This is a genomic window from Enterobacter sp. MEB024 (assembly GCF_030209635.1).
GTDB classification, from domain to species: Bacteria; Pseudomonadota; Gammaproteobacteria; order Enterobacterales; family Enterobacteriaceae; genus Enterobacter; species Enterobacter ludwigii.
Genome location: NZ_JARVRQ010000006.1, coordinates 422,379 through 445,821 on the forward strand (window position 1 = coordinate 422,379; position 23,443 = coordinate 445,821).

General features: G+C 56.6%; 24 protein-coding genes. 5 read left to right on the top strand and 19 right to left on the bottom strand.

Features of this window, described 5'->3' with window-relative positions; all coding sequences use genetic code 11:
- The first annotated feature begins 354 nt into the window (after positions 1-354).
- Both nrdD and nrdG read left to right on the top strand, forming a co-directional pair.
- Positions 355-2,493, top strand: a complete 2,139-nt coding sequence (nrdD, locus tag QRN24_RS13605; RefSeq protein WP_032679516.1) for an anaerobic ribonucleoside-triphosphate reductase — start codon at positions 355-357, stop codon at positions 2,491-2,493.
- A 138-nt stretch (positions 2,494-2,631) separates the two neighbouring features.
- The gene (gene nrdG / locus QRN24_RS13610) at positions 2,632-3,096 is read left to right on the top strand and encodes an anaerobic ribonucleoside-triphosphate reductase-activating protein (protein ID WP_284942807.1); all 465 of its coding nucleotides are present in this window, start codon (positions 2,632-2,634) and stop codon (positions 3,094-3,096) included.
- Positions 3,097-3,099: 3 nt separating this feature from the next.
- Here the strand turns inward: nrdG and QRN24_RS13615 are convergent, their stop codons facing one another.
- The 14 genes from QRN24_RS13615 to pmbA all read right to left on the bottom strand — a co-directional run bounded on the left by QRN24_RS13615 (position 3,100) and on the right by pmbA (position 14,460).
- A complete protein-coding gene (locus tag QRN24_RS13615) occupies positions 3,100-3,384 on the bottom strand; it encodes a type II toxin-antitoxin system RelE family toxin (RefSeq protein WP_284942808.1) in 285 nt (94 codons plus the stop codon).
- Positions 3,374-3,616, bottom strand: a complete 243-nt coding sequence (locus QRN24_RS13620) for a type II toxin-antitoxin system RelB/DinJ family antitoxin (protein WP_020885404.1) — start codon at positions 3,614-3,616, stop codon at positions 3,374-3,376. The genes QRN24_RS13615 and QRN24_RS13620 overlap by 11 nt, the downstream gene beginning before the upstream one ends.
- Before the next feature lie 77 nt (positions 3,617-3,693).
- The gene (locus QRN24_RS13625) at positions 3,694-5,604 is read right to left on the bottom strand and encodes a BglG family transcription antiterminator (RefSeq protein WP_284942809.1); all 1,911 of its coding nucleotides are present in this window, start codon (positions 5,602-5,604) and stop codon (positions 3,694-3,696) included.
- Positions 5,605-5,623: 19 nt separating this feature from the next.
- Positions 5,624-6,760: a lactonase family protein gene (locus QRN24_RS13630; protein ID WP_284942810.1), complete on the bottom strand. Its 1,137-nt coding sequence runs from the start codon at positions 6,758-6,760 to the stop codon at positions 5,624-5,626.
- Positions 6,761-6,878: 118 nt separating this feature from the next.
- The gene (dagF, locus tag QRN24_RS13635; RefSeq protein ID WP_047355607.1) at positions 6,879-7,619 is read right to left on the bottom strand and encodes a 2-dehydro-3-deoxy-phosphogluconate aldolase; all 741 of its coding nucleotides are present in this window, start codon (positions 7,617-7,619) and stop codon (positions 6,879-6,881) included.
- On the bottom strand, positions 7,616-8,734 hold the full coding sequence (locus QRN24_RS13640) for a DgaE family pyridoxal phosphate-dependent ammonia lyase (RefSeq protein ID WP_104440427.1): 1,119 nt from the start codon (positions 8,732-8,734) through the stop codon (positions 7,616-7,618). The genes dagF and QRN24_RS13640 overlap by 4 nt, the downstream gene beginning before the upstream one ends.
- Positions 8,718-9,851: an amidohydrolase/deacetylase family metallohydrolase gene (locus QRN24_RS13645; RefSeq protein WP_284942811.1), complete on the bottom strand. Its 1,134-nt coding sequence runs from the start codon at positions 9,849-9,851 to the stop codon at positions 8,718-8,720. The genes QRN24_RS13640 and QRN24_RS13645 overlap by 17 nt, the downstream gene beginning before the upstream one ends.
- 42 nt (positions 9,852-9,893) lie before the next feature.
- Positions 9,894-10,535, bottom strand: a complete 642-nt coding sequence (locus QRN24_RS13650) for a DUF4310 family protein (RefSeq protein WP_014882285.1) — start codon at positions 10,533-10,535, stop codon at positions 9,894-9,896.
- Between the two features lie 13 nt (positions 10,536-10,548).
- Complete coding sequence (locus tag QRN24_RS13655) at positions 10,549-11,325, bottom strand: DUF4311 domain-containing protein (RefSeq protein ID WP_014168378.1); 777 nt, start codon at positions 11,323-11,325, stop codon at positions 10,549-10,551.
- 22 nt (positions 11,326-11,347) lie between these two features.
- A complete protein-coding gene (locus tag QRN24_RS13660) occupies positions 11,348-11,647 on the bottom strand; it encodes a DUF4312 family protein (protein ID WP_006810338.1) in 300 nt (99 codons plus the stop codon).
- A 2-nt stretch (positions 11,648-11,649) separates the two neighbouring features.
- Entirely contained in the window at positions 11,650-12,012 is a 363-nt protein-coding gene (locus QRN24_RS13665) for an SFCGS family glycine-rich protein (protein ID WP_003830384.1), read from the bottom strand.
- Positions 12,013-12,022: 10 nt separating this feature from the next.
- Positions 12,023-12,361 carry a glycine dehydrogenase gene (locus QRN24_RS13670; protein WP_014168376.1) on the bottom strand — a complete coding sequence of 113 codons (339 nt, stop codon included), beginning with the start codon at positions 12,359-12,361 and terminating at the stop codon, positions 12,023-12,025.
- 318 nt (positions 12,362-12,679) lie between these two features.
- The gene (gene cybC, locus QRN24_RS13675; protein ID WP_284942812.1) at positions 12,680-13,066 is read right to left on the bottom strand and encodes a cytochrome b562; all 387 of its coding nucleotides are present in this window, start codon (positions 13,064-13,066) and stop codon (positions 12,680-12,682) included.
- A 41-nt stretch (positions 13,067-13,107) separates the two neighbouring features.
- A complete protein-coding gene (gene pmbA / locus QRN24_RS13680) occupies positions 13,108-14,460 on the bottom strand; it encodes a metalloprotease PmbA (RefSeq protein ID WP_020882904.1) in 1,353 nt (450 codons plus the stop codon).
- A 95-nt stretch (positions 14,461-14,555) separates the two neighbouring features.
- Between pmbA and yjgA the strand changes: the two genes are divergently transcribed.
- On the top strand, positions 14,556-15,107 hold the full coding sequence (gene yjgA, locus QRN24_RS13685) for a ribosome biogenesis factor YjgA (protein ID WP_014168373.1): 552 nt from the start codon (positions 14,556-14,558) through the stop codon (positions 15,105-15,107).
- A gap of 92 nt (positions 15,108-15,199) precedes the next feature.
- Here the strand turns inward: yjgA and mpl are convergent, their stop codons facing one another.
- Positions 15,200-16,576 carry a UDP-N-acetylmuramate:L-alanyl-gamma-D-glutamyl-meso-diaminopimelate ligase gene (mpl, locus tag QRN24_RS13690; protein ID WP_014168372.1) on the bottom strand — a complete coding sequence of 459 codons (1,377 nt, stop codon included), beginning with the start codon at positions 16,574-16,576 and terminating at the stop codon, positions 15,200-15,202.
- 197 nt (positions 16,577-16,773) lie between these two features.
- Here mpl and fbp point away from each other — a divergent pair, with 197 nt between their 5' ends.
- Together fbp and QRN24_RS13700 are read left to right on the top strand one after the other, a co-directional pair.
- The gene (gene fbp / locus QRN24_RS13695) at positions 16,774-17,772 is read left to right on the top strand and encodes a class 1 fructose-bisphosphatase (RefSeq protein ID WP_020882906.1); all 999 of its coding nucleotides are present in this window, start codon (positions 16,774-16,776) and stop codon (positions 17,770-17,772) included.
- Between the two features lie 148 nt (positions 17,773-17,920).
- Positions 17,921-18,277, top strand: coding sequence for a helix-turn-helix domain-containing protein (locus tag QRN24_RS13700; RefSeq protein WP_025205788.1), 357 nt, complete (start codon positions 17,921-17,923; stop codon positions 18,275-18,277).
- On the opposite strand, the gene QRN24_RS13705 is transcribed toward QRN24_RS13700, so the two are convergent.
- The 4 genes from QRN24_RS13705 to ytfR all read right to left on the bottom strand — a co-directional run bounded on the left by QRN24_RS13705 (position 18,249) and on the right by ytfR (position 23,440).
- Positions 18,249-19,820, bottom strand: a complete 1,572-nt coding sequence (locus QRN24_RS13705) for a methyl-accepting chemotaxis protein (RefSeq protein WP_025205790.1) — start codon at positions 19,818-19,820, stop codon at positions 18,249-18,251. The genes QRN24_RS13700 and QRN24_RS13705 overlap by 29 nt on opposite strands.
- Positions 19,821-19,913: 93 nt before the next feature.
- On the bottom strand, positions 19,914-20,915 hold the full coding sequence (gene yjfF, locus QRN24_RS13710; RefSeq protein ID WP_020882909.1) for a galactofuranose ABC transporter, permease protein YjfF: 1,002 nt from the start codon (positions 20,913-20,915) through the stop codon (positions 19,914-19,916).
- Complete coding sequence (ytfT, locus tag QRN24_RS13715) at positions 20,902-21,927, bottom strand: galactofuranose ABC transporter, ATP-binding protein YtfT (RefSeq protein ID WP_025205793.1); 1,026 nt, start codon at positions 21,925-21,927, stop codon at positions 20,902-20,904. The genes yjfF and ytfT overlap by 14 nt, the downstream gene beginning before the upstream one ends.
- A gap of 10 nt (positions 21,928-21,937) precedes the next feature.
- Positions 21,938-23,440, bottom strand: coding sequence for a galactofuranose ABC transporter, ATP-binding protein YtfR (gene ytfR / locus QRN24_RS13720; protein ID WP_032681853.1), 1,503 nt, complete (start codon positions 23,438-23,440; stop codon positions 21,938-21,940).
- Positions 23,441-23,443: the final 3 nt, after the last annotated feature.

The window sequence follows — 23,443 nt, forward strand, 5'->3', positions numbered from 1 at the left end:
GGCACATGCTGCTGAGCGCTTGTTTTTGTTGAATAATTAATCAGAATTTTCCCTCTCGTCTTTACAAACGCTGGAGTGCCCGTCGTTTGTACTCTCGTCTTTTTACTTTGTTCTGAATCAAATAAATCGCAAACATGTTTGATGCAAATCACTATATGTAGCACTTAAAATGCACGCCGACCCAACATATTGTATTTATCGTCTACTATTCCAACAACAAGACGGCGACTCAGCTCTCCGGAATTGTGGATAACACGCGTTGGGAACGAGGGAAGTCTCTGGCCTGGCTGACAATACGCCCGGTGAACACTTCTCCACCTCTGTGGATAACCTGTTTTTAAAAATGGAGTGATCATGACACCGCATGTGATGAAACGTGATGGCTGTAAAGTGCCGTTTAAATCAGAGCGCATCCAGGAAGCCATTCTGCGTGCAGCTAAAGCAGCGGGTGTCGATGACGCAGATTACTGCGCCACCGTCGCAGAAGTCGTTAGCAGCCAGATGAACGAACGCAGCCAGGTCGATATCAATGAGATCCAGACCGCGGTTGAAAACCAGCTGATGGCGGGCCCCTACAAGCAGTTAGCCCGCGCCTATATCGAATACCGCCACGATCGGGACGTTCAGCGTGAGAAACGCGGTCGTCTTAATCAGGAGATTCGTGGCCTGGTGGAGCAGACCAACTCCGCCCTGCTGAATGAAAATGCCAACAAAGACAGCAAAGTGATCCCCACCCAGCGCGACCTGCTGGCCGGCATTGTTGCCAAACACTATGCCCGTCAGCACCTGCTGCCGCGCGACGTGGTCTCGGCGCATGAGCGCGGTGAGATCCACTACCACGATCTCGATTACTCGCCCTTCTTCCCGATGTTCAACTGCATGCTCATCGACCTGAAAGGCATGCTGACCCACGGTTTTAAAATGGGGAATGCCGAGATTGAGCCGCCAAAATCGATCTCCACGGCCACTGCGGTCACGGCGCAGATTATCGCTCAGGTCGCCAGCCATATTTACGGCGGCACCACCATTAACCGCATTGATGAAGTACTGGCACCGTTCGTCACGGCAAGCTTCAATAAACACCGTCAAACCGCTGAAGAGTGGCAAATCCCGGACGCCGATGGCTACGCGCACTCCCGTACCGAAAAAGAGTGCTACGACGCGTTCCAGTCGCTGGAATACGAGGTGAACACCCTGCATACCGCCAACGGTCAGACGCCGTTTGTGACCTTCGGTTTTGGTCTGGGTACCAGCTGGGAATCACGCCTGATTCAGCAATCTATCCTGCGCAACCGTATCTCCGGGCTTGGTAAAAACCGTAAGACAGCGGTGTTCCCGAAACTGGTGTTCGCTATCCGCGACGGCCTGAACCACAAGTTTGGTGATCCTAACTACGACATCAAACAGCTGGCGCTGGAGTGCGCGAGCAAGCGCATGTACCCGGACATTCTGAACTACGACCAGGTGGTCAAAGTGACCGGCTCGTTTAAAACGCCGATGGGCTGCCGCAGCTTCCTCGGCGTGTATGAAGACGAAAACGGCGAACAGGTTCACGACGGCCGTAATAACCTCGGTGTGATCAGCCTCAACCTGCCGCGTATCGCCCTCGAAGCCAAAGGCGACGAAGCGGCCTTCTGGGCGCTGCTGGACGAACGTCTGCAGCTCGCACGTAAGGCCCTCATGACCCGTATCGCGCGTCTGGAAGGGGTGAAAGCCCGCGTTGCGCCCATCCTGTATATGGAAGGGGCCTGCGGCGTACGCCTGAAGGCGGACGATGACGTGTCGGAGATCTTCAAAAATGGTCGCGCGTCGATTTCTCTGGGCTACATCGGTATTCACGAAACGATCAACGCGCTGTTCGGCAACCAGCACATGTATGACAGCGACGCCCTGCGTGAAAAAGGTGTCGCCATTGTTCAGCGCCTGCGCGATGCGGTTGACCAGTGGAAAGACGAAACCGGCTACGGCTTCAGCCTGTACAGCACCCCGAGTGAAAACCTGTGTGACCGTTTCTGCCGCCTGGATACCGCTGAATTTGGCATTGTCGAAGGGGTAACCGACAAAGGGTACTACACCAACAGCTTCCACCTCGACGTGGAGAAGAAGGTGAACCCTTACGACAAGATCGACTTTGAAGCCGCGTATCCGCCCGTCGCGAACGGTGGCTTCATCTGCTACGGCGAGTATCCGAACATTCAGCACAACCTGAAGGCGCTGGAAGATGTCTGGGATTACAGCTATCAGCACGTACCGTATTACGGGACCAACACCCCGATTGACGAGTGCTACGAGTGTGGCTTTACCGGTGAGTTTGAGTGCACCAGCAAAGGCTTCACCTGCCCGAAATGCGGTAACCACGATGCGGCTCGCGTCTCGGTGACCCGCCGCGTATGTGGCTATCTCGGGAGTCCCGATGCGCGTCCGTTTAACGCCGGTAAGCAGGAAGAGGTTAAGCGACGCGTGAAACATTTGGGGAATGGGCAGATCGGTTAAGGCGTCGGGGGTTTCCCCTCACCCTACCCCTCTCCCTCAGGGAGAGGGAACCGAACGCGCACCTACGTTTCCCCCCTCTCCCGGTGGGAGAGGGCTGGGGTGAGGGCACCCGCGCACACACACTCTGGACATCTTCTTATGCGATATCATCAATACTACCCCGTCGACATCGTCAACGGCCCCGGCACCCGCTGCACTCTGTTTGTCTCAGGCTGCGTCCATGAATGCCCCGGCTGTTACAACAAAAGCACCTGGCGCCTGAATTCAGGCCTGCCGTTCACCGCAGAGATGGAAGAGCGGATCATCCACGATCTCAACGACACGCGCATTCATCGCCAGGGGATTTCACTCTCCGGTGGCGACCCGCTTCACCCGCAAAACGTGCCGGACATTCTGAAGCTGATAAAACGCATTCGCCGCGAATGTGCAGGCAAGGATATCTGGGTCTGGACGGGTTATAAGCTTGAAGAACTGAATGCTGAACAGAGGGAAGTGGTGGATTTGATTAACGTGCTGGTTGACGGCAAGTTTGTGCAGGATTTAAAAGACCCTTCGCTGATCTGGCGCGGCAGCAGCAACCAGGTTGTGCATCATTTGCGGTGATCGCTAAAGCCGTTTGTTTACGTCATGATAAACGGCTGATTTCTCTCTCTTACCGATAGTAATAACACATACCGTCACAACGTTGTCCTGAACCTGATAGACCAAACGATAACCCTGGGATCTGAGTTTTATCTTGTCGCAATCAGGCAGGCCATGCAGGCGAGCCGATTCAACCCAGGGGTTCACCAACACGTTCGCAAGCTTCTTCTTAAACTGATTTTTTACGGTATCACCCAGCCTGGTCCACTCCTTGAACGCCCTCGGATCAAATACGAGTTCATAAGTCATCCAGCCTAACCTTAATTCCTTTTTGCGGATTAGCCAGCCGCTCCCGGACTGTCTGTATGAGTTCATCTTCACTGTCGCTAACAGTGACCGTTTTCACCGGCATACGCCCCGTCTCCGCAACGTACTGAAACAGTAACCGAACGGCTTCCGTTGGCGTGATATTGAGTTTTTCAAGCACGGCATAAGCCTCGTTTTTGAGTTTGTCATCCAGACGGACGTTCAGCGTGGCCATTATGCCTCCAGTGAAATCGAATGTGTAATGCATCTTAGCATTACATTTGCATTACATCGAATTCTGGATAACGTCTCTCAAAACCGGCTCACACTCTCCATCGCCATCGCTTTAAACCCGGCGAAATCATTGCAACTGCACAGCCGTGACATGGCGCGCTCACGCAGGAAAGTCACGAAAATATCGTAAATCGCCATCGCCTCTTCGTACTCACGCTTGCTGATGGCGAGCAGGAAAATCACGTGGGCAGTTTCATCCCCCCAGACAATACCCTGCGGTGCCAGCACGGTGTAAACCACCGTTTTTTGTGCCAGTAGCCCGAGGGAGTGCGGCAGCGCAATGCCGTCGCCCAGCATGGTGCTGACGATGGCCTCTCGCTCAACCACCGAATCCAGAAACTCCGCGCCAACAAACCCCTCTTCTTCGAGCTGCTCGCACAGCTCCCGGAACAGCGTTTGCTGGTCAATCGGCCTGTCGATAATACGAAAATGGGCGGCATCGAAGTATTTATCCAGCATCCACGGGCGGGTTCGGTCCACCAGCACCAGCTTACCTATCTGCTCAAGCTGGTAGTCCGTCGGGAACGGGGCGATCATCACCATCGGTTTAGACTTTTCGCTCACCCGGGCGGTCGAGATAACAAAGTCTTCGCCGATCGGTTCCGCCAGCTCATACTCGCGCAGCGTGAGCGTGCGGGTCACCTCAATCTGCGGATATTTGCGCTGCAGCACCGCTTCAATCATCCGGACCATCGCATTCCCGGCATCGCAAACTAACAGCACCCGCGGCTGGCGTTGGTAGCCGATGTTGTAGTGGCGCTCCAGCCCGACACCGATATGCAGCACCAGGAAACCGATCTCGTTTTCGCTGATTACATACGGCGTGTATTTCCCCCAGCTCGACACTGCCGCGAGGGTCATATCCCACGCCATCGGGTAGTGCTGCTTGATGTTATCCAGAAGCGGATTAGGGATCATGATTTGATAGCGCACGCGGGTGATCATGGTTTTGATGTGGGTGAGCAGATCCGCATGCAGTTGCTCGTCGCTGAGCAGGTTGTAGTTATAGTGGGTATTGATGTAGCGCAGGATGTAATTGACCAGCGCTTCGTCGTCATCGGCATTGATGGCACTGGGGGCAATCTCCTGGATCTGACGTGCCGCGATGTGAACGCAGAGCCAGCTCTCTTCTGAAGGCGAAAGCGCTTTATCCGCCAGCTGTTGAATGGTCACAGCGATGTCTTTCGCCGCCTCACGGACATTCTCGGCCACATCTTCTGCGTGAAATTCCGGCAGCGGATAGCCTTCGCTGATGCGACGCACCGACACCGCACAGTACAGGCGCAGGAACAGCTCGCCCTCGTCAGTCAGACGAATGTGATGCCGCGTCAGCGCATCGTGCAGCACGGGAACCATCTGCTCCGCCACCCCCGCATTGAGCGCAACGTCGGTCACCAGCGGGTTCAGGCTATCCTGCTGTGCCAGCTCCCAGAGCAGATCGGTGAGACAGGCGCGGGTCGCCATCTCGCTGCCAAACAGCTTCATGCCGTGGCGCGGTCGGGTTTCCAGCGTCAGGTTGTAGCGGTGGAACCACTCGCGCACTTCCACCATGTCACTTTGCAGCGTCGCACGGCTGACAAACCACTCATCCGCCAGATCCTCCAGCTTGAGCGAAAACGCGGAGGTAAGAAAACGGACCACCAGATAGTGCACGCGCTCCGGCCCGGTGCGGGGAATGCGCAGCGCGCGCGGGTGTGAGGACTGAAGCTGCTGATAGCGTTCTGCATCGTCAATTTTGAGCTGATAGCCATTGCCGCGGCTGAGAATAAACTGCGCACCGTGGCTCGCCAGCAGCGCGTTCAGGGCGGTGATATCAGCGCGGACGGTTCGCGTGGAGACCGACAGCCGCTGCGCCAGTTCGTCCTGCGGCAGCGTCTCGTTTTGCAACAGATCGAAAAGTTGCGCTAAACGTTGGTTCGGAAATCGCACGGGGTTGTCCTCTTACGGCTTAGGGTGAAATGACCATCTGGGATGGGCTGCCGACCGGGGTATAGTCCGGCTCGGCGCTGAGTTTGCCGTCCTGCGCCACGCGAAAACGGGTAATGTTATCGCTGCGCTGATTCATGACGTACAGCCAGCGCCCCTGTTTGTCGAGCGTCAGGGTGCGCGGGTAATCACCACGCGTCCACACATCATCCTGATGCGTCAGCGTGCCATCCGCTGTTACGGTAAAGTGCCCGATGCTGTTATGCAAACGGTTAGCCACATACAGCTGTTTGCCATCGGCACTGAGTGCCAGCCCGGCGGCAAAGCTGGTGCCTTTATAGCCGTGTGGCAGGGCGGAGAGGGTTTTCCCCTCCTGCAGCCTGCCCCGGGCATCCAGCGTATAGTGCGTGAGCGTGGATGCCTCTTCGTTAATCAGCCATAACGCATCGCCTTTCGGCGTAAAGACGAAATGTCGTGGACCGGCCCCTTTCGAGGAGGCACTGATAAACGGCGGATCGTTCGGGGTCAGCTTGCCTTTTTGATCGTCAAAACGGTACTGGTAGATACGATCCAGACCCAGATCGGTAGAAAAAACGTATTTCCCGCGCGGATCGGCGGCGATCATGTGCGCATGGGGGCCATTGTGATCGCTAATGGCAAAACTGCCTTCCACCGCCGCCGCCGGTTTCGCCGCGCCCGGCTCTCCCCGATCCTGATGCGTGTCCGTGGCCTCCTCCAGACTGCCGTTTGCATTAACGGGCAGAACAGCAATCGAGCCGCTGACGTAGTTCGCCACCAGCAGGTGGTGACCCTTTGGCGTCAGGGAGAGATAGACCGGCCCCGCCCCGCCGGACGCCACCTGATTAAGCTCGCTCAGTTCACCGTTATCGCCCACGCGCAGCGCCTGCACCACGCCCTGCTCCACTTCGCTCGCCAGATAGAGCGTCTTACCATCCTGCGAGACGGTGAGCTGCGCGGCGTTTGGCAGCGTGCTGACCAGCGTTTTATTCGACAGCGCGCCAGTGTGAGGATCGACCGTAAAGCGGTACAGCCCCTCGCCGTTAGGGTTGTAGCTTCCCACCCAGGCGTACTGCGTCTGGGCGATGGCGGTGGTAGCGAGTAACGAGAGTGAAGCGACGAGCAGATTGCGGGTGTGCATGGTGGCTCCTTTGGTTTTGTGCGGTTTTTGCCCCTCACCCTAACCCTCTCCCCAAAGGGGAGAGGGGACGATTACACCCTCTCCTCTTTGGGGAGAGGGCCGGGGTGAGGGGTAAAGACTACTTAGCCAGCTTCTTCGTCATCTCCAGCAACGTACGCACATCTTCCGGACGCGTGTCGCCGCTGGCTTTGTCGATAATCGAGCTGTAGATATGCGGAATGATTTTACTCACGCCCGCATCAAGGGCGATCTGCAGGATCGCTTCATAGTTCTCCAGATCGATCCCACCGGTCGGCTCGAGCCAGAAGTCGTGACGGGCGCAGGCTTCCGCCACCGCGGTGTACTCATCGCGGCACTTCAGACCGCCCATCGGGAAGTATTTGATGGAGCTGCCGCCAAAATCTTTCAGCAGGGCAATCGCGGTTTCAACCGGCACAATGCCGTCCGGCGCCGTGCTGCTCAGCGGACCGGTGGAGATTTTCACCTTGCCAACGGTGCCGGTCGGAGAGACCAGGCCGTTGACCACGGATTCACTCTGCCCCAGCAGCGCACGGCTGGTTGCCACGCCGGTGAACACCTGGTTAACGTGCTGCGGCTGCACCTGACGGGCGATCTCACTGACCATCCCGGACTGGTTCGGATCGCCCGCGCCGAGGCCCACAGAGAGCGCATTATCGATAAGCTGAGCGTAGTCGCGCATATCGGCAACCGCACTGGCGACATCCGGGTAATTTTTGGAGAGCACGCCCACCAGCACGTGGCCTTCCGCCGCCTCGTAAATGGCGCTGGCGTTGGCTTTCGATCCTGCCAGCACGTTCAGGCAGACGCGGTCACGGTAAAAGTTGGGGGTCAGTTTCATGCCTTTTTCTCCTGTCCTAACACTTCACTAATGCGGCGATAAACAATGTTCAGCTGATCGGCATTCACGCTGCGCACGTCCGCTTCGATAATCCCTTCGTTGGCCTTGTAGCCACGGAAGTAAATGGCGTACTCGCCTTGCTTCAGCGCGGTCACCAGGTCGCCGGTGCCAACACCGGTGGTGGCTTCATCAAACTTAATTTCGGTACGGGCGATATCGCGACCGGCGCTATCCCAGACCACGCGTGCCGTCACGCCGTTAAGGGTATTAAGCGCGTCAATAAAGGGCGTCATCTTCGCCACCATCTCTTCGCCGCTCTCTTTGGTCGCCGTCAGGTAGTGTTCGATGGCACAGGTAAGGCCGAGGATCCCCTCTTTACCCACTTTCATTGCGCGGCCAATCCCCGCCGTCTGGCGTTTCACCCACTCAACATACTGCGTTTTGCCGATCACCAGCCCGCTGGTTGGCCCTTCAATCGCTTTCGCACCGCTGTAGATAACCAGATCGGCACCGGAGCGATAGTAAACGTGAAGATCCTCTTCCGCGGCCGCATCCACGATCAGCGGCAGATCGTGCTTACGCGCCACCACCGCCGCCTGCTCTACGCTGAGCATGCTTTTCTGCACGCAGTGGTGAGACTTGATGTAAAGAATGGCCGCGGTACGCGGCGTGATGGCCGCCGCCAGCTGATCGGCGGAGCATTCGTTCGCGTAGCCCGCTTCCACCAGCTTGCCGCCGCCCAGCGCCACCATGGTGCCTACCGGTGCGCCAAAGTTAACGTTATGGCCTTTCGGCAGCACGATTTCGTTGTTCTCAATCGGGGTGACGTGCAGGTTCTCCAGCAGCCAGTCGCTGTCTTTGACCAGCACCGCCGCCACGGACTGGGCGATGCCCGCGGACGCGCAGGAGACCACCGTCGCCCCTTCCACATCCAGCAGCTTCGCGATGTATTCGCCGGTTTTGTTGACCAGATCCTTCATCTCGAAATAGTGATTCATGCCATCCATCGCCGCCTGCACCACGTCCGGGCGCGGCGTGGAGACACCCAGCGCCGTCATACGGCCTGAGGTGTTGATGACTTGCTTTAAGTGATACTTCTCATAAATCGAAGGCATGTTCCGTGCTCCCTTGTTCGGTCATGTAGCCCTTGCCTGCGCGGATGGCGGCAAGCGGCACCAGAATGTGTTCAGCCTGCAGGCTGTCATTTTCAGCATCCACCAGCAGCGTTGGCTGGCGTTTTATCGTGAACAGCGTCAGGTCGGCATCAAGACCTGGCTGAATACGGCCTTTGTGCGTCAGACGCAGCCCGTCGGCGGCGTTCGCGGTGACGCACTCAATCACCTGCGGCAGCGACATGCCGATGGCGAGAAACTTCGACATCACGCTTGCCAGCGCCCCTACCGGGCCGTTAATGCGGTTGCGGCAGTAAATATCCGAGCTGATGGTGTGTGGCAAAATGCCCATTGCAATGGCGCGTCTCGCCACCTCAAAGCTAAAGCTCGCCGTCCCGTGTCCGACGTCCAGGCGCACACCGCGTTTCAGGGCGGAGGTGATGGACGCACGCAGTTCACCGGATGGCGTCAGAATGCGGTTCGGCTTGCCGTTGTAGCAGTGGGTGATGATGTCGCCTGAACTGAGCAGGTCGGCAATTTCATCGAGGTTGGGCGGGTTGTTGCCGATGTGCACCATCAGCGGCAGGTCGCCGTTCTCTTTCTGGATGGCTTTCGCGCGCTCAAGCGGCGTTATGCCGTTTTCGCCGACCACGCTGCTGCTCATGCGCGCTTTCAGGCCAACGATAAAATCCGGGTAGCGCGTAACGGCCTGCTTCACGGCCTTCGCATCAATGTTGGCCATATTGGCCAGTTCGTTCTGGGCAATCAGCCCCACGCGGGAGATGTTCAGTAAGGCATAAACGTCGGTTGAGGCTTTACGGGTGATTTCATAAAAATCGTCCACGTCATCCGCGCCGGTACTGCCGGCATCCACCACCGAGGTCACGCCGGTGGCGATGCCCACGCTGTCCGGTTCGTCGTGATAAATAGGGGAGTTCGGGTAGCAGTGAACGTGGGAGTCAATCCAGCCTGCGCTGACGAACACTTCACCGTTCAACTCTACCGTTTTGCGGGCGGGCGCGGTAATGTCGCCCAGCGCCGCGATTTTTCCGTCCTGAATGGCGATATCGGTCAGGGTATCGTCGGTGAGGCGCGCACGGCGCAGGAGTAAATCAAACATGAGGATCTCCTGATAAGGCGGGCGCCGGGGCGCCCGCGGGCATTAAAGGGCGACCGGGAACAGCCAGCCCAGAATCATTGCACCGAGAATGGCGCCACCGGTAATCGGCTTCTGCCAGATATAGAACAACAGCGCACCTACCAGAGAGCCGACGCCAATAGGAATGGAGGCAGTCATGGCGCTGAGGATAATCAACGGCCCGAGGAAACGACCGGAGGCGTTACCGGCCCCCATCATCACGTCCGCCCCGTAGGTGGAGTTGCTCTGATTGATGGTGAACTTACGCGCCAGGATGATGACGTAGCCAATTGCCAGGCCAATCACCAGGCCGGTGATCAGCGCGGCGATAAAGTTGGTCACCGGGAACATGATGCCCGCGCCCAGCAGCAGCGCCGGAACCCCGAGGCCCACCCCGGTCTGAATCGCCCCGCCGATATCAAGGATACCGACCAGCGACCCTTCGATAATACGGGCGAACAGGAAGCTCGCACCGAACGCCGCCACCGCGCCGTAAACGCCGGTATCCATCCCCGCTTTCAGCATCGCCACGAAGGCCACTTCGTTGAACGCGCCGATGCCGTAGAGGTAGTACATATGCGTCCCGGCGAAAACACCGGAAGAGAGCAGGCCAACGAAGATCGGGAACGACCAGTCGGCATACCAAAAACCTTTATTCTGTTCCATGTCGAGGCTCCTGTTATTTACCGCTGAGCGCGTTGTGGATCATGTCGAGCCAGTTCGGCACGGTCAGATGGAAGGATTCGATCATCTTCATGTCGAAGCCACGGAAGAAACCGCTCAGCACGAACAGCGCCACGATGGCCGCCATCATCACTTTGGTGACGTGGTTCCATCCGCTCTCTTCAACGCCCTTACCGATCAGGATACCCAGCACCAGACCCGGTACGGCGTTACCCATGATCAGCTGCGCCGCGCCGCCGAAAATGGTGGCCCAGAAGCCCGATTTTTTACCCGCATCAATGGCGGCCAGCCAGAAGATCACCGGCATCACGGTGTTGACCAGCAGGTTTGCCGCAGGCACCAGCACCTTCACGGCGGTTACCTGAAGCGCAGCCGGAACAGAAGAGGCGGTGAGGTTAAGGAAGGTGACGACAATCATGCCGATCACGCCGCAGGCAATCGCCATTTTGCGCGGATCGTGCAGCGTTTCGCCGACGTTACGGTTTTTAATCATCAGTGCTGCAGCACCCCAGTTCGGGATGATGCGGTGGTCAACGTCCTGTGTGAATGCCCCTGCGGCCACGGAAGAGGCCCAGGCGTTAAAGAAGAAGCCTAACCCAAAGGAGAAGTGAGATGCCGGATCCCCTTCACAGGAGTTCAGTTCCCCCAACGTACGAAACGCGCCCATACCCTGAGTGGTAGGCGCATGAAACATGCGTGCAGCCCCGGCCCCCACACCGACGCCAACCAGGCCGCCAATGATGAGCGATTTTATTAATATAATTAAGAACATCAGTCTGCCCTTTTATGAATAATCAGCGTTGCGTGACGAAATCCACCTGGTCGAGATTGATGGCAGTCACGTTGACGGTCACATCCAGCTCCACGCTGTAGGTGCGTCTTTCCCGGCGCAAAAAGAAGAACAGAAAAGCTTCTTTACGCACCGCTTCTTGCGCCTGAACGACCTGCACATCCTGTGGCTCAATACGCAGTAAGATATGCGGTGAGGCTTTCATCACCGCGGCCTGAACGTGGTTGAGTGCATCAGCAAAGGCGCGCGCTTTAGCGTCGCCTTTGCCCTTCACTCTCACCGTGGTTGTGAACTGTTCTTTCATGCTTATGCGCCGTGTTTCTTCTGCCACGCCTGAACCAGACGCTCGCCCAGCTCTTCTTTATCCATAAAGCCAAAGCCCAGCACATTGCAGCCTTCATTGATGGCGGTGACGCCTTCATCCACTGAACGCATGCCGTATTTGGCTTTGTAGCCATATTTGGTTTGTGCGGTGATGGCACCCGCGCCGCCGCTGCCGCAGAAGGAGATGCCGAAGGTGGCATTTTCCGCTTTCATCACGTCACCGAGCTTCATGTCTGCCGCCACACCCGGCACGACAACCGCGCGTCCACCGGCTTTTTCAACGCCTGCCGCCACTTTCTGACCTTTACCCAGGCGATCGCCAATCACGACTGTAATCTGTTCCATGTGTTGCTCCTTAAAGGTTGTCTTTCGCGACTTCGAAGTGAACGGAAAGCAGCCAGGCCTCTTCATCAGGAAGGTTGCCAAACTGCGCGACCACTTCACGGGCAAGCCGCATTGAATCGGGAGAAATTTCGTCGAACAGCTCGGCTTCAACCTCCGGCAGCGGCTCGCCGGTCACGGACCGGTGCGCCATCGCGCGAACGTGGGAGGTGAGCATCTGTTCCTGTACTGCGTTGGGGATGATGTTGTGCCGGGCCAGCAGGGCATACACCTGCGCCAGCATGGTGTTAGCGAGCTGCTCTGTTTGCACCGCCTGATCTCCAACGTCGTTCATTACCGCTCCGTTAATCACTCGTCTTACCCCGTTAATGGCTCTGGAATAAAACTAACGTTGGGGGGGAATTGTTTGTAGCGAGTTGTTTTCCACTTCGAAGTGGAAAGGCGAGCACCGGCAGTGATCTGTGCCACATAAATATGCTGAATATAGATAAATCACTGTATTTACGTGATGAATATCACGCTATCTGACGGCAATTAAGGGGGCGTGGGAGCGAAAAAGATTATGGGCAGGCGTGCAAATATGTGAGGTGGATAAGGTTTTCTTATGCCCGGAAAGCAAACATGCGGGGGCGATTAACCGCCCCCGCACGGGGGAAGCGCGTACCGAGAATTAACGATACTTTTTGTGATAGGTATTACGCGTGGTCACAAACTGGTCGGCTGCCGCCTGGGCTTCCTTTACTTTGCCTTCGTTGGCAAGCTTCAGTGCACCGTCAATCTGACCGACCAGCACGTCAAAGCCGTGGCGGTAGTCTTTCATCTCAGCGCTGTCTGCCGCTTTATTTTCCAGCTTTGCCGGCGTGGATTTCTGCGCGTCCAGTGCCGCTTCACGCATTTTGGTCAATGCGCCTTTCATTTCCGCCGCATTGTCCGTTTTCTGCACCACCTTCAGGTTTTCACTGAGGATGCCCATGTCGTCTTCAAGATCGGCAGCAAACGCAGAAGAACCAAGAACCAGCGTTGACGCTGCGACGATCGCTAACAGGTGTTTACGCATTGCTCACTTCCTTTTTTATTATTAAAACGCCTTTACGGGTATTACTGCCCGGCGATTTTCATCTCCGGTAAGAGGACTGAACCACACTGTATATTGCTACGTGTTTCAATATCGTTACCGACAGTAACAATATTGCGCCACATGTCTTTCAGGTTGCCGGCGATGGTAATTTCGCTAACCGGATACTGAATTTCACCGTTCTCAACCCAGAAGCCCGCCGCGCCGCGCGAATAATCGCCGGTAATGCCGCTTACGCCCTGGCCCATTAACTCGGTGACGACCAGACCGGTGCCCATCTCTTTAAGCATCTGCTCAAAGCTCAGGCCCTGACCCGCGATTCGCCAGTTGTGAATGCCGCCCGCGTGACCGGTGCTTTTCAGCCCCAGCTTGCGCGCAGAGTAGTTGGTCAGCAGCCACTGCGTCAGAATGCCGTCTTTGATGATATCGCGGCGCTCGGTGCGCACACCTTCGCTGTCGAACGGCGTCGAGGCCAGCCCTTTCAGCAGGTGCGGATGCTCTTCAATGGTCAGCCATTCCGGCAGGATCTGCTTGCCCAGCGAGTCGAGCAGGAACGTCGATTTACGGTAAACGGAGCCCCCGGCAATCGCCCCCACCAGGTGGCCAAACAGGCCGGTCGCCACTTCATTGGCAAAAATGACCGGGGCTTTCATGGTGGAGAGTTTACGTGGCGACAGACGGGACAGCGTGCGCTGCGCGCATTCTGCGCCAACCCACTCAGGAGACTGCAAATCGCCCAGCGCGCGACCAATGGTGTAGGCGTAATCACGCTCCATATCACCGTTCTCTTCAGCAATAACGCAGCTGGAGAGCGAATGGCGCGTTGAGCAGTAGCCCTGCAGCATCCCGTGGCTGTTACCAAACACTTTGATACCGTAGTGGCTGTTAAAACTTCCGCCTTCGGTATTGGTGATGCGTTTATCGGCCTTCAGAGACGCCTGCTCGGCACGAGCAGCCAGTTCGATCGCTTCGTCCGGCGTCACTTCCGCCGGGTGGAAAAGATCGAGATCCGGGGCATCGAATGCCAGCAGCTCTTTGTCGGCAACGCCGGCGTAAGGATCGGGCGAGGTGTAACGCGCAATATCCAGCGCAGCCTGCACCGTACGGGCAATGGCATCCGGGCTGAGATCGGTCGATGACGCGCTGCCTTTGCGATTCTGGTGATAAACCGTGATCCCCAGGGCGCCATCGCTGTTGAATTCTACATTTTCCACTTCGCCGTAGCGGGTGCTGACGCTGATGCCGGTGGTTTTGCTTACCGCCACTTCGGCGCCATCTGATTTACCTGAAGCGAGCGTCAGCGCGGTGGAGACGGCTTCTTCCAGAATCTTACGCTGCGCTTCAACTTGTGAGGTTACTTTCATCGCAAATGCCATACTGTAAGAGAGAGTTAATTGAAGTCTAACAGAGAACCGTTTTTCAGTGCGCGTCTTAACTGGTAACATTAGCCTCTTTTTTTAAGGAGCCTGACATGACTAAGCAGCCCGAAGACTGGCTCGACGACGTTCCCGGTGATGACATCGAAGACGAAGATGATGAGATCATCTGGGTCAGTAAAAGTGAAATTAAACGTGACGCCGAAGAGTTAAAACAGCTTGGCGCGGAAATGGTAGAACTGGGTAAAAACGCGCTGGATAAACTCCCGCTCGACCAGGATCTGCGCGATGCCATTGAACTGGCACAGAAAATCAAGAAAGAAGGCCGTCGCCGTCAGCTTCAGCTTATCGGTAAAATGCTGCGTCAGCGTGACGTTGAACCGATCCGCCAGGCGCTGGACAAACTGAAAAACCGCCACAACCAGCAGGTTGCGCTGTTCCATAAGCTTGAGCAGATCCGCGATCGTCTGATTGAACAAGGCGATGATGCGGTACCGGAAGTACTGAACCTGTGGCCGGATGCCGATCGCCAGCAGCTGCGTTCGTTGATCCGCAATGCCCAGAAAGAGAAAGAAGCGAACAAGCCGCCGAAGTCTGCACGCCTGATTTTCCAGTATCTTCGTGAGCTGTCTGAAAACGAAGAGTAAGCACAGCATCGTTGAGTGCCCTTAACCCCGCCCCTCTCCCTGTGGGCGAGGGCGAAAAAGCCCGGTAAGCGTGAGCGCTCCCGGGCTTTTTTTTACTCTACGACCGCCTGCGCTTTCTTCGCCAGACCGTCCAGCAGCTTCTGATGGATCCCACCAAAACCGCCGTTGCTCATCACCAGAATGTGATCGCCAGGCTGTGCGGCTTTCACCACCATATCCGCCAGCGCATCCACATCCGCACTCCAGTGCGCAGGCTGAATGCAGGCATCGGCCACTTCGGCCACCTGCCACGGAATATGCTGCGGCTGCAGCAGGAAGACTTCATCGGCACGCCCTAAGGATGGCGCAAGATCGTCTTTGCAGATGCCCATTTTCATGGTGTTCGAACGCGGTTCCAGCACGGCCAGAATGCGGGCGGTCCCGCCGACTTTGCCGCGTAAGGCCGCAAGCGTCGCCAGAATGGCAGTCGGGTGATGCGCAAAGTCGTCATACACCGTGACGCCGTGGGCTTCACCGCGCAGCTCCAGACGACGGCGGGCGTTAATGAACGAGCCTAACGCATCCGCCGCATCCGCAGGCTGAACGCCCACATGACGTGCCGCGGCAATCGCCATCAGGCCGTTGTGCATGTTGTGCTCGCCCACCAGGCCCCACTTCACCTCACCCACTTTCTCACCGTCGAGCAGCACTTCCCACTCGGAGGCATCCGCGTTGAGTTTTTTCGCCTGCCAGTGTCCCTGCTCGCCCACCAGCTCCTGCTCGCTCCAGCATCCCATCGCCAGGGTTTGCTTCAGGTTGATGTCGTTTTCCGGCAGGATGATGCGGCCCTGACCCGGAACGATGCGCACCAGATGGTGGAACTGTTTCTGAATCGCTTTCAGGTCGTCAAAAATATCCGCGTGATCGAACTCAAGGTTGTTGAGGATCAGCGTCCGCGGGCAGTAGTGCACGAACTTGGAGCGCTTGTCGAAGAACGCGCAGTCATACTCGTCGGCTTCGATCACGAAGAACGGGCTGTCACCCAGACGCGCAGAAACATCGAAATTACCCGGTACACCCCCGATTACAAAACCTGGCTTATAACCACAGGCTTCGAGGATCCAGGTCGCCATTCCGGCGGTCGTGGTTTTGCCATGCGTTCCGGCTACGGCAACGACCCAACGGTCGCGCAGCACGAAATCATGCAGCCACTGCGGGCCAGACATGAACGGAATGTTGCGTTCCAGAACCGCCTCAACGCACGGATTACCGCGGGTCATGGCGTTGCCAATGATCACCAGATCCGGCTCAGGATCCAGCTGGCTGGCATCGTATCCCTGAATCAGAGAGATGCCCTGTTTCTCCAGAAGCGTGCTCATCGGCGGATACACATTGGCGTCCGAACCTGTCACTTCATGGCCCAGAGAGCGCGCCAGCATTGCCAGTCCGCCCATGAAAGTGCCACAAATCCCCAATATATGAATGCGCATACGTCACTATCCTTCTTCAATGTGGCGCACATTTTACTCACATGTCAGCGACAGCGAAACGCATTTCAGGTAAATCCGTATATTGCTGGCGCGATTCACCTCTGCGCTAATATTTGAATGTTTGTTAAGATTGTTGGGCTTTAGTCGTTTTAGTGAACATACAATCGCTCTACTCACAAAGATGCAGGGAAAGTGTTATGAAAACGTTAGGTGAATTTATTGTCGAAAAGCAGCACGAGTTTTCTCATGCTACGGGTGAACTCACTGCTTTGCTGTCGGCAATAAAGCTGGGCGCTAAGATCATCCACCGTGATATCAACAAGGCCGGTCTGGTCGATATCCTGGGTGCCAGCGGTGCCGAGAACGTTCAGGGCGAGGTTCAACAGAAACTCGATCTGTTCGCAAATGAAAAACTGAAAGCTGCACTGCGCGCGCGCGACATCGTGGCGGGTATCGCCTCCGAAGAAGAAGATGAAATTGTCGTTTTCGAAGGGTGTGAACACGCTAAATACGTTGTGCTGATGGATCCGCTGGACGGTTCCTCTAACATCGACGTTAACGTTTCTGTCGGTACCATTTTCTCCATCTACCGCCGCGTCACGCCTGTTGGCACGCCGGTGACAGAGGAAGATTTCCTGCAGCCGGGCAGTAACCAGGTGGCGGCCGGTTACGTCGTTTATGGCTCCTCCACCATGCTGGTGTACACCACGGGCTGCGGCGTTCACGCCTTTACTTACGATCCCTCGCTGGGCGTTTTCTGCCTGAGCCAGGAACGTATGCGCTTCCCGGAGAAGGGCAATACCTACTCCATCAACGAAGGCAACTACATCCGATTCCCGAACGGCGTGAAGAAATACATCAAGTTTTGCCAGGAAGAAGATAAAGCCACTCAGCGCCCGTACACGTCCCGCTATATCGGCTCGCTGGTTGCTGACTTCCACCGCAACCTGCTGAAAGGCGGTATCTACCTCTACCCAAGCACGGCAAGCCACCCTGACGGCAAGCTGCGTCTGCTGTATGAATGCAACCCAATGGCGTTCCTGGCCGAACAGGCTGGCGGCAAGGCGAGCGACGGTAAAGAGCGTATTCTGGACATCGTGCCGGAAAGCCTGCACCAGCGTCGTTCGTTCTTTGTCGGCAACACCCATATGGTTGATGACGTTGAACGTTTTATCCGTGAGTATCCGGACGCATAACCCATAACACGGGGAGCCATTCAGGCTCCCCGCTTCATTTATATATTTTACCGTATAAGTGTTTATAAAAAACACGCTTTAATATTCGGTTTTGCTCCTGCATTATTTCCATAACAGTTTGACAAATATTTCCTGGAGCCTAATCGTCATGAAAAATTATTCCCGTGCTAATACCGGCATTGATTTAAATCTTATCCCTGTTTTTATTGAAGTGGTCCGCTGCGGCAGTATGGCAAAAGCCTCCGTACGTCTGGAGATGTCGCGCCCCGCGGTGAGTCTGGCATTAAAACGCTTTAATCAGCTGTTTGACGAGCCGCTATTTTTCCGCAAAGGGTTATATCTTGAGCCGACTGAAAATGCATTAGCATTAACCCAATCTCTGGAAATATTAATGGGCGACATTCACGATAATATTGGCGCATTAAATTCAGCGACACATAAAACCCCGACACAGAATGCGCCGGGGCGGGAAAATATTATGCCGCTGTCTGAGCCGTCAGTTTAAATGATGCCATGGCGTCCATCAGCTGACGCGATTGCTCTTCCAGCGAGCGCGTCGCGGCAGAAGATTGCTGGACCAGCGCCGCATTCTGCTGCGCGGTTTCGTCCATCTGATTCACGGCAATATTCACCTGCTCAATGCCGCGACTCTGCTCCTGGGACGCGGTCGCAATCTCGCGCATCAGTTTGGTCATGCGCAGTACTTCTGTTGCGATCTCATCCATCGTTTCGCCAGCCTGCTGCGCCAGCTCGCTGCCTTCGTTTACGTGGGTCTGAGAATCACTGATAAGCGAACGGATCTCTTTTGCTGCGTCAGCGCTGCGGCTGGCGAGGTTTCGCACTTCACCGGCGACAACGGCAAACCCGCGCCCCTGCTCACCCGCGCGCGCCGCTTCCACCGAGGCGTTCAGCGCCAGAATATTGGTCTGGAAGGCAATGCCGTCAATGACGCTCAGAATATCGGCGATGCGTGCCGAACTGCCGGCGATATCACGCATTTTTTCAATGACGTAGCAGACCATTTCGCTGCCGTGATCGGCGGTGTCAGACACGGATTTCGCCAGCTGGTGCGCCTGCTCGGCGTTGTCTGCATTGAGTTTCACCGTGGCGGTGATCTCTTCCATGCTGGCGGCCGTCTGCTCAAGCGATGTCGCGGTGGATTCCGTGCGCTGGGCAAGATCCATGTTCCCCGCCGTCAGCTCGCGGCTGCCGGTATCAATTTGCGAGCTGGCATCACGTACCCGTAAAACCGAGTTCATCAGAGACTGCCGCATCCCCTCAATGGCCGCGTTCAGGCGGTTAAACTCCTGGCTCGCCGGGTCATTCAGCGTGTGGGTTAAATCGCCCGCCGCCACGTTCTCCAGCTGAGCAATGGAGGCCGAAAGCGGTTTGAGCAGCATGTGACGCAGTACCAGCCACGCCAGCACAATAATGCCAGCCGTCAGCAGCGCGGCCACCACGATCAGGATCAGTACCCGGTTTTTGCTCGACTGCACGGCCTTCACTTCCGCTTTCCCGCGCGCTTCGCTCCATTTCTGAAAGACCTGCATATCATTATCAAACTGCGCCGCCACCGGGATCAGCGTGTTCTCAAGCAGATCGTAATAGCTGTCTGCGCTCTGATCGTTCAGGGCTTTCAGCATCGGGTCGATCCCCTGCTGGTTATAGGTCGCCAGGCTCGCGGCCACCTTATCCAGCAGTTTTTGTCCCTGCTCATCCGCCACCCCGCCGTCGATCACGCCTTTCAGCGTTTTACGGGCCTGGGCAATCTCCTGATTGATGTTTTTCACCGATTTGGCCGCGTCATCCAGCATGCCGATTTCCATCATCCGGACCGCCTGACCCGCTTCATTACGCGCGCGCAGGATCAGGGTATAGCCAGAATTAAGCTGCACCATCTGCTCACCCTGAAGGTGGTTGATGCGCTGGAGTGAAGAAGAACTCTGTGTGAGGGCATAAATGCCAATGCCGCTGACAATCAGCAGCAGAAGGGTCATAACGGCCAGTAAAGAGAGCAAGCCGGTACGAATCGATAGCGTTTTAAGCATGATATTATTTCCGGTAGCGAGATATTTCTGGGCATAAAAAAAGAGTATCGGCCGCTACCGGAAAATGTTTAGACTTTAAGCAAATTCAGCGTGTTATGGCTCTGTTACTGAAGTGTTTACACGGGTAACAGGCGAGCTTTGTCGGTTCTCCCAGAGCACCGTCAGGCCACGCTGCAGGGCGATAAAAATAAACAACAGAATGCCAATGGCGATCTTGGTCCACCATGAACTGAGCGTGCCGTCAAAGTTGATATAGGTCTGGATCAGCCCCTGGATCGCCACGCCGAACAGCGTCCCCAGCACCGTGCCAACGCCGCCGCTGAGCAACGTGCCGCCAATCACCACCGAGGCGATGGCATCAAGTTCCACCCCGACACCTGCCAGGGCATAACCCGCCTGGGTATAAATCGAGAAGACGATCCCCGCCAGCGTCGCCAGTCCGGTCGAGAGCATATAGATGCGGATTGTAGTGCTGCGGGTGGAGATCCCCATCAGGTTTGCCGAGGTGGCACTGCCGCCAATGGCATAGACCTGATTACCAAACCGGGTACGGTGGGCAAGGAAGATCCCCACCACCACCACGCCCAGCATCAGCAACCCCATCGCGCTCAGACGACCGCCGCCGGGGATTTTCCACGCCAGGCTGGAGAGCGTGTCGTAGACAGGATGGTTAATCGGAATCGATTCTTCCGAGACCAGGTAGCTCACGCCGCGCAGGAAGAACATGCCGGCAAGGGTGATAATAAAAGCCGGAATTTTCAGCGCGTCGATCAAAAGCCCCATAAAGGCGCCAAACGCGCAGCCCATCACCAGCACCAGCGGGAAGGCCAGCAGCGGCGAGATCCCCCAGAAACCGATCGCTTTTGCGAGGAATACGCCCGTGAAAGCGATCACCGACCCAACCGAGAGATCGATCCCGCCGGAGAGGATCACAAAGGTCATGCCAACGGCGATAATGCCTAAAAAGGCGTTATCCGTCAGAATGTTGCAAATCACCCGGGTAGAGGCAAAGCCCGGGAATTGCGTCAGGCAGTAGAGATAACCCAGCACAAACACGCCCAGGGTGATCATTAACGGTAAATTACGTTTTATCATGGCCACGGATCCCTTTAATGATGCTGACAAAGCGCGGCGACTGGACGATCAGCACGCAGAGCACGACCACCGCTTTCACCACCTGGTTGAGTTCCGGCTGAAAACCGGAGAGCAGGATCCCGGTATTCATACCCTGAATAATCAGCGCGCCGATCACCGAGAGCAGCAGATTAAACCGCCCGCCCATCAGCGATCCGCCACCGATAACCACCGCCAGGATCGCATCCAGCTCCAGCCATAACCCGGCGTTGTTGGCATCCGCACCACGGATGTCCGCCGCGACGATCACCCCGGCAATGGCGGCGCAAATGCCGCTCAGCACGTAGGTCAGCATAACCATCAGCCGTGTATTAACTCCGGCGTTTCGCGCCGCACGGATGTTAATCCCGACCGCTTCAATGAACATGCCCAGCGCCGTTTTACGGGTAAAGAGCCAGAACACGACTAATGTGACCAGCGCAATAACGATCGGCGTCGGGAAGAAGAACAGCTTACCGCTGCCAAGCCATGCCAGGCCGGGGGAGTTGAAGGTCACAATCTGACCCGAGGTGATAAGCTGTGCCACACCGCGTCCGGCCACCATCAGAATGAGAGTGGCGACAAACGGCTGAATTTTCAGGACCGCCACCAGAATGCCGTTCCACAGTCCGGCCAGCACGCCGGTACCTAATGCAGCCAGCAGCACCACCGGCAGGCTGTGCCCGGCGACGGTCATGGACGCTGCCGTGGCGCCGGCGATGGCCATCACCGCACCGACGGAGAGGTCAATCCCGCCGGTGGCGATCACCAGCGTCATACCAATGGCCAGAAGCGCCACCGGGGCGGCGCGGTTTAAAATGTCTATCGGACTGCCAAACAGCCGGCCATCCTGCACGATAATCTGAAAGAAATGCGGGGCGACCAGGCTATCGATCAGCAGCACCAGCAGCAACGCGATAATTTGCGGCGTGCCGGTAGGCCAGGTGAAGCGGCGCCTGGTTGCACCGGTTTGCGGAAGCGAACGGGGCATCACGATTAACTCCTTACGCCGCGATGGCATTCATGATTGCCGGAACGGACAGTTTATCCAGCGGGATCTCTGCCACCTGCTTACGATCGCGCATGATGATGACGCGATCGGCATACCCCACCAGCTCTTCCAGCTCGGATGAGATAACCAGCAGCGCCAGACCGTCTGCACACAGCGTTTCGATAAGCCGGATAATTTCGGCGTGCGCCCCAACGTCGATACCGCGCGTCGGTTCATCGAGGATCAGGAACTGGGGTTTAGTCAGCAGCCAGCGTGACAGCAATACCTTCTGCTGGTTGCCACCGGAGAGAAATTCAATGGGCTGTTCAGCGCTCGGCGTACGTATACCGAGCTGACGGATAAATCGCTCGGCAATGGCGTTCTGCTCTTTCCGCGGGATGGGGCGTAGCCATCCGCGCTGCGCCTGCAGAGCCAGAATGATATTTTCCCGCACCGAGGCGGCGGCAATTATGCCATCGGTTTTCCTGTCTTCCGGGCAGAAGCCCACGCCCAGGCAGGAGGCCTGATGCGGCGATCGCAGGGTCTGCGGTTTACCTTTGATCAGCGCGCTGCCGCTGTCTGCAGGTTTGATCCCGAAGATCACCTCGGCGGTTTCGGTGCGCCCGGAACCCAGCAGGCCCGCCAGCCCGACAATTTCACCGGGCCGCACGTCTAGATTAAAGGGTGAGATCACCCCTTTTTTGCCAAAATCGCTGAAGGCTGCGACCGGTTTCTCGCTGAGCAACGTGCGGCCTGCACGCTGAAGCGCGTTGGTTTCCAGCTCGCGGCCCAGCATCATTTTGACCAGCTCTATCTGCGGCAGCTCGCGGGTTTCGCGGCAGCCGACAAAGCTGCCGTTGCGCAGCACCGTGATGCGATCGCTGACCTCATACACCTGATCGAGGAAGTGGGTGACGAAGATCAGGCTTACCCCCTGATCGCGCAGCTGGCGCATCAGGGTAAAGAGCATTTCAACTTCCTGGGTATCAAGGCTCGCGGTAGGCTCATCAAGGATCAGCACTTTCGCGGAGAGATCGATCGCCCGGCAAATCGCGACAATTTGCTGCATCGCGACGGAAAAACGGTTCAGCGGTTCGCGAACGTCCAGGGAGAAGCCATAGGATTCCATCAGCCTGGTGGCCCGCGCTTCCATCTCTTTGCGTCGCAGCAGGCCGAAGCGTCTTGGCTCACGGCCGATAAACAGGTTATCCGCCACCGACATATTCGGCAGCAGGTTCACTTCCTGGTAAACCGTCCCAATCCCCAGCTGTTGCGCATGGGCGGTGTTTTTTGGCGAAATGGCGTTGCCTTCTAGCCAGATTGTGCCGCGATCGGCATGGTAAACGCCGGTAAGTGCCTTAATCAGCGTCGATTTTCCCGCACCGTTCTCTCCCAGCAGCGCCATAATCTCACCGCGTCGCAGGCTAAAATCAACATTATCCAGCGCTTTTACACCGGGGAAAAACTTGCTTAAGCCCTCTGTGCGGAGGATTTCCTGGTGTTGTGTGTCGGTCATGTT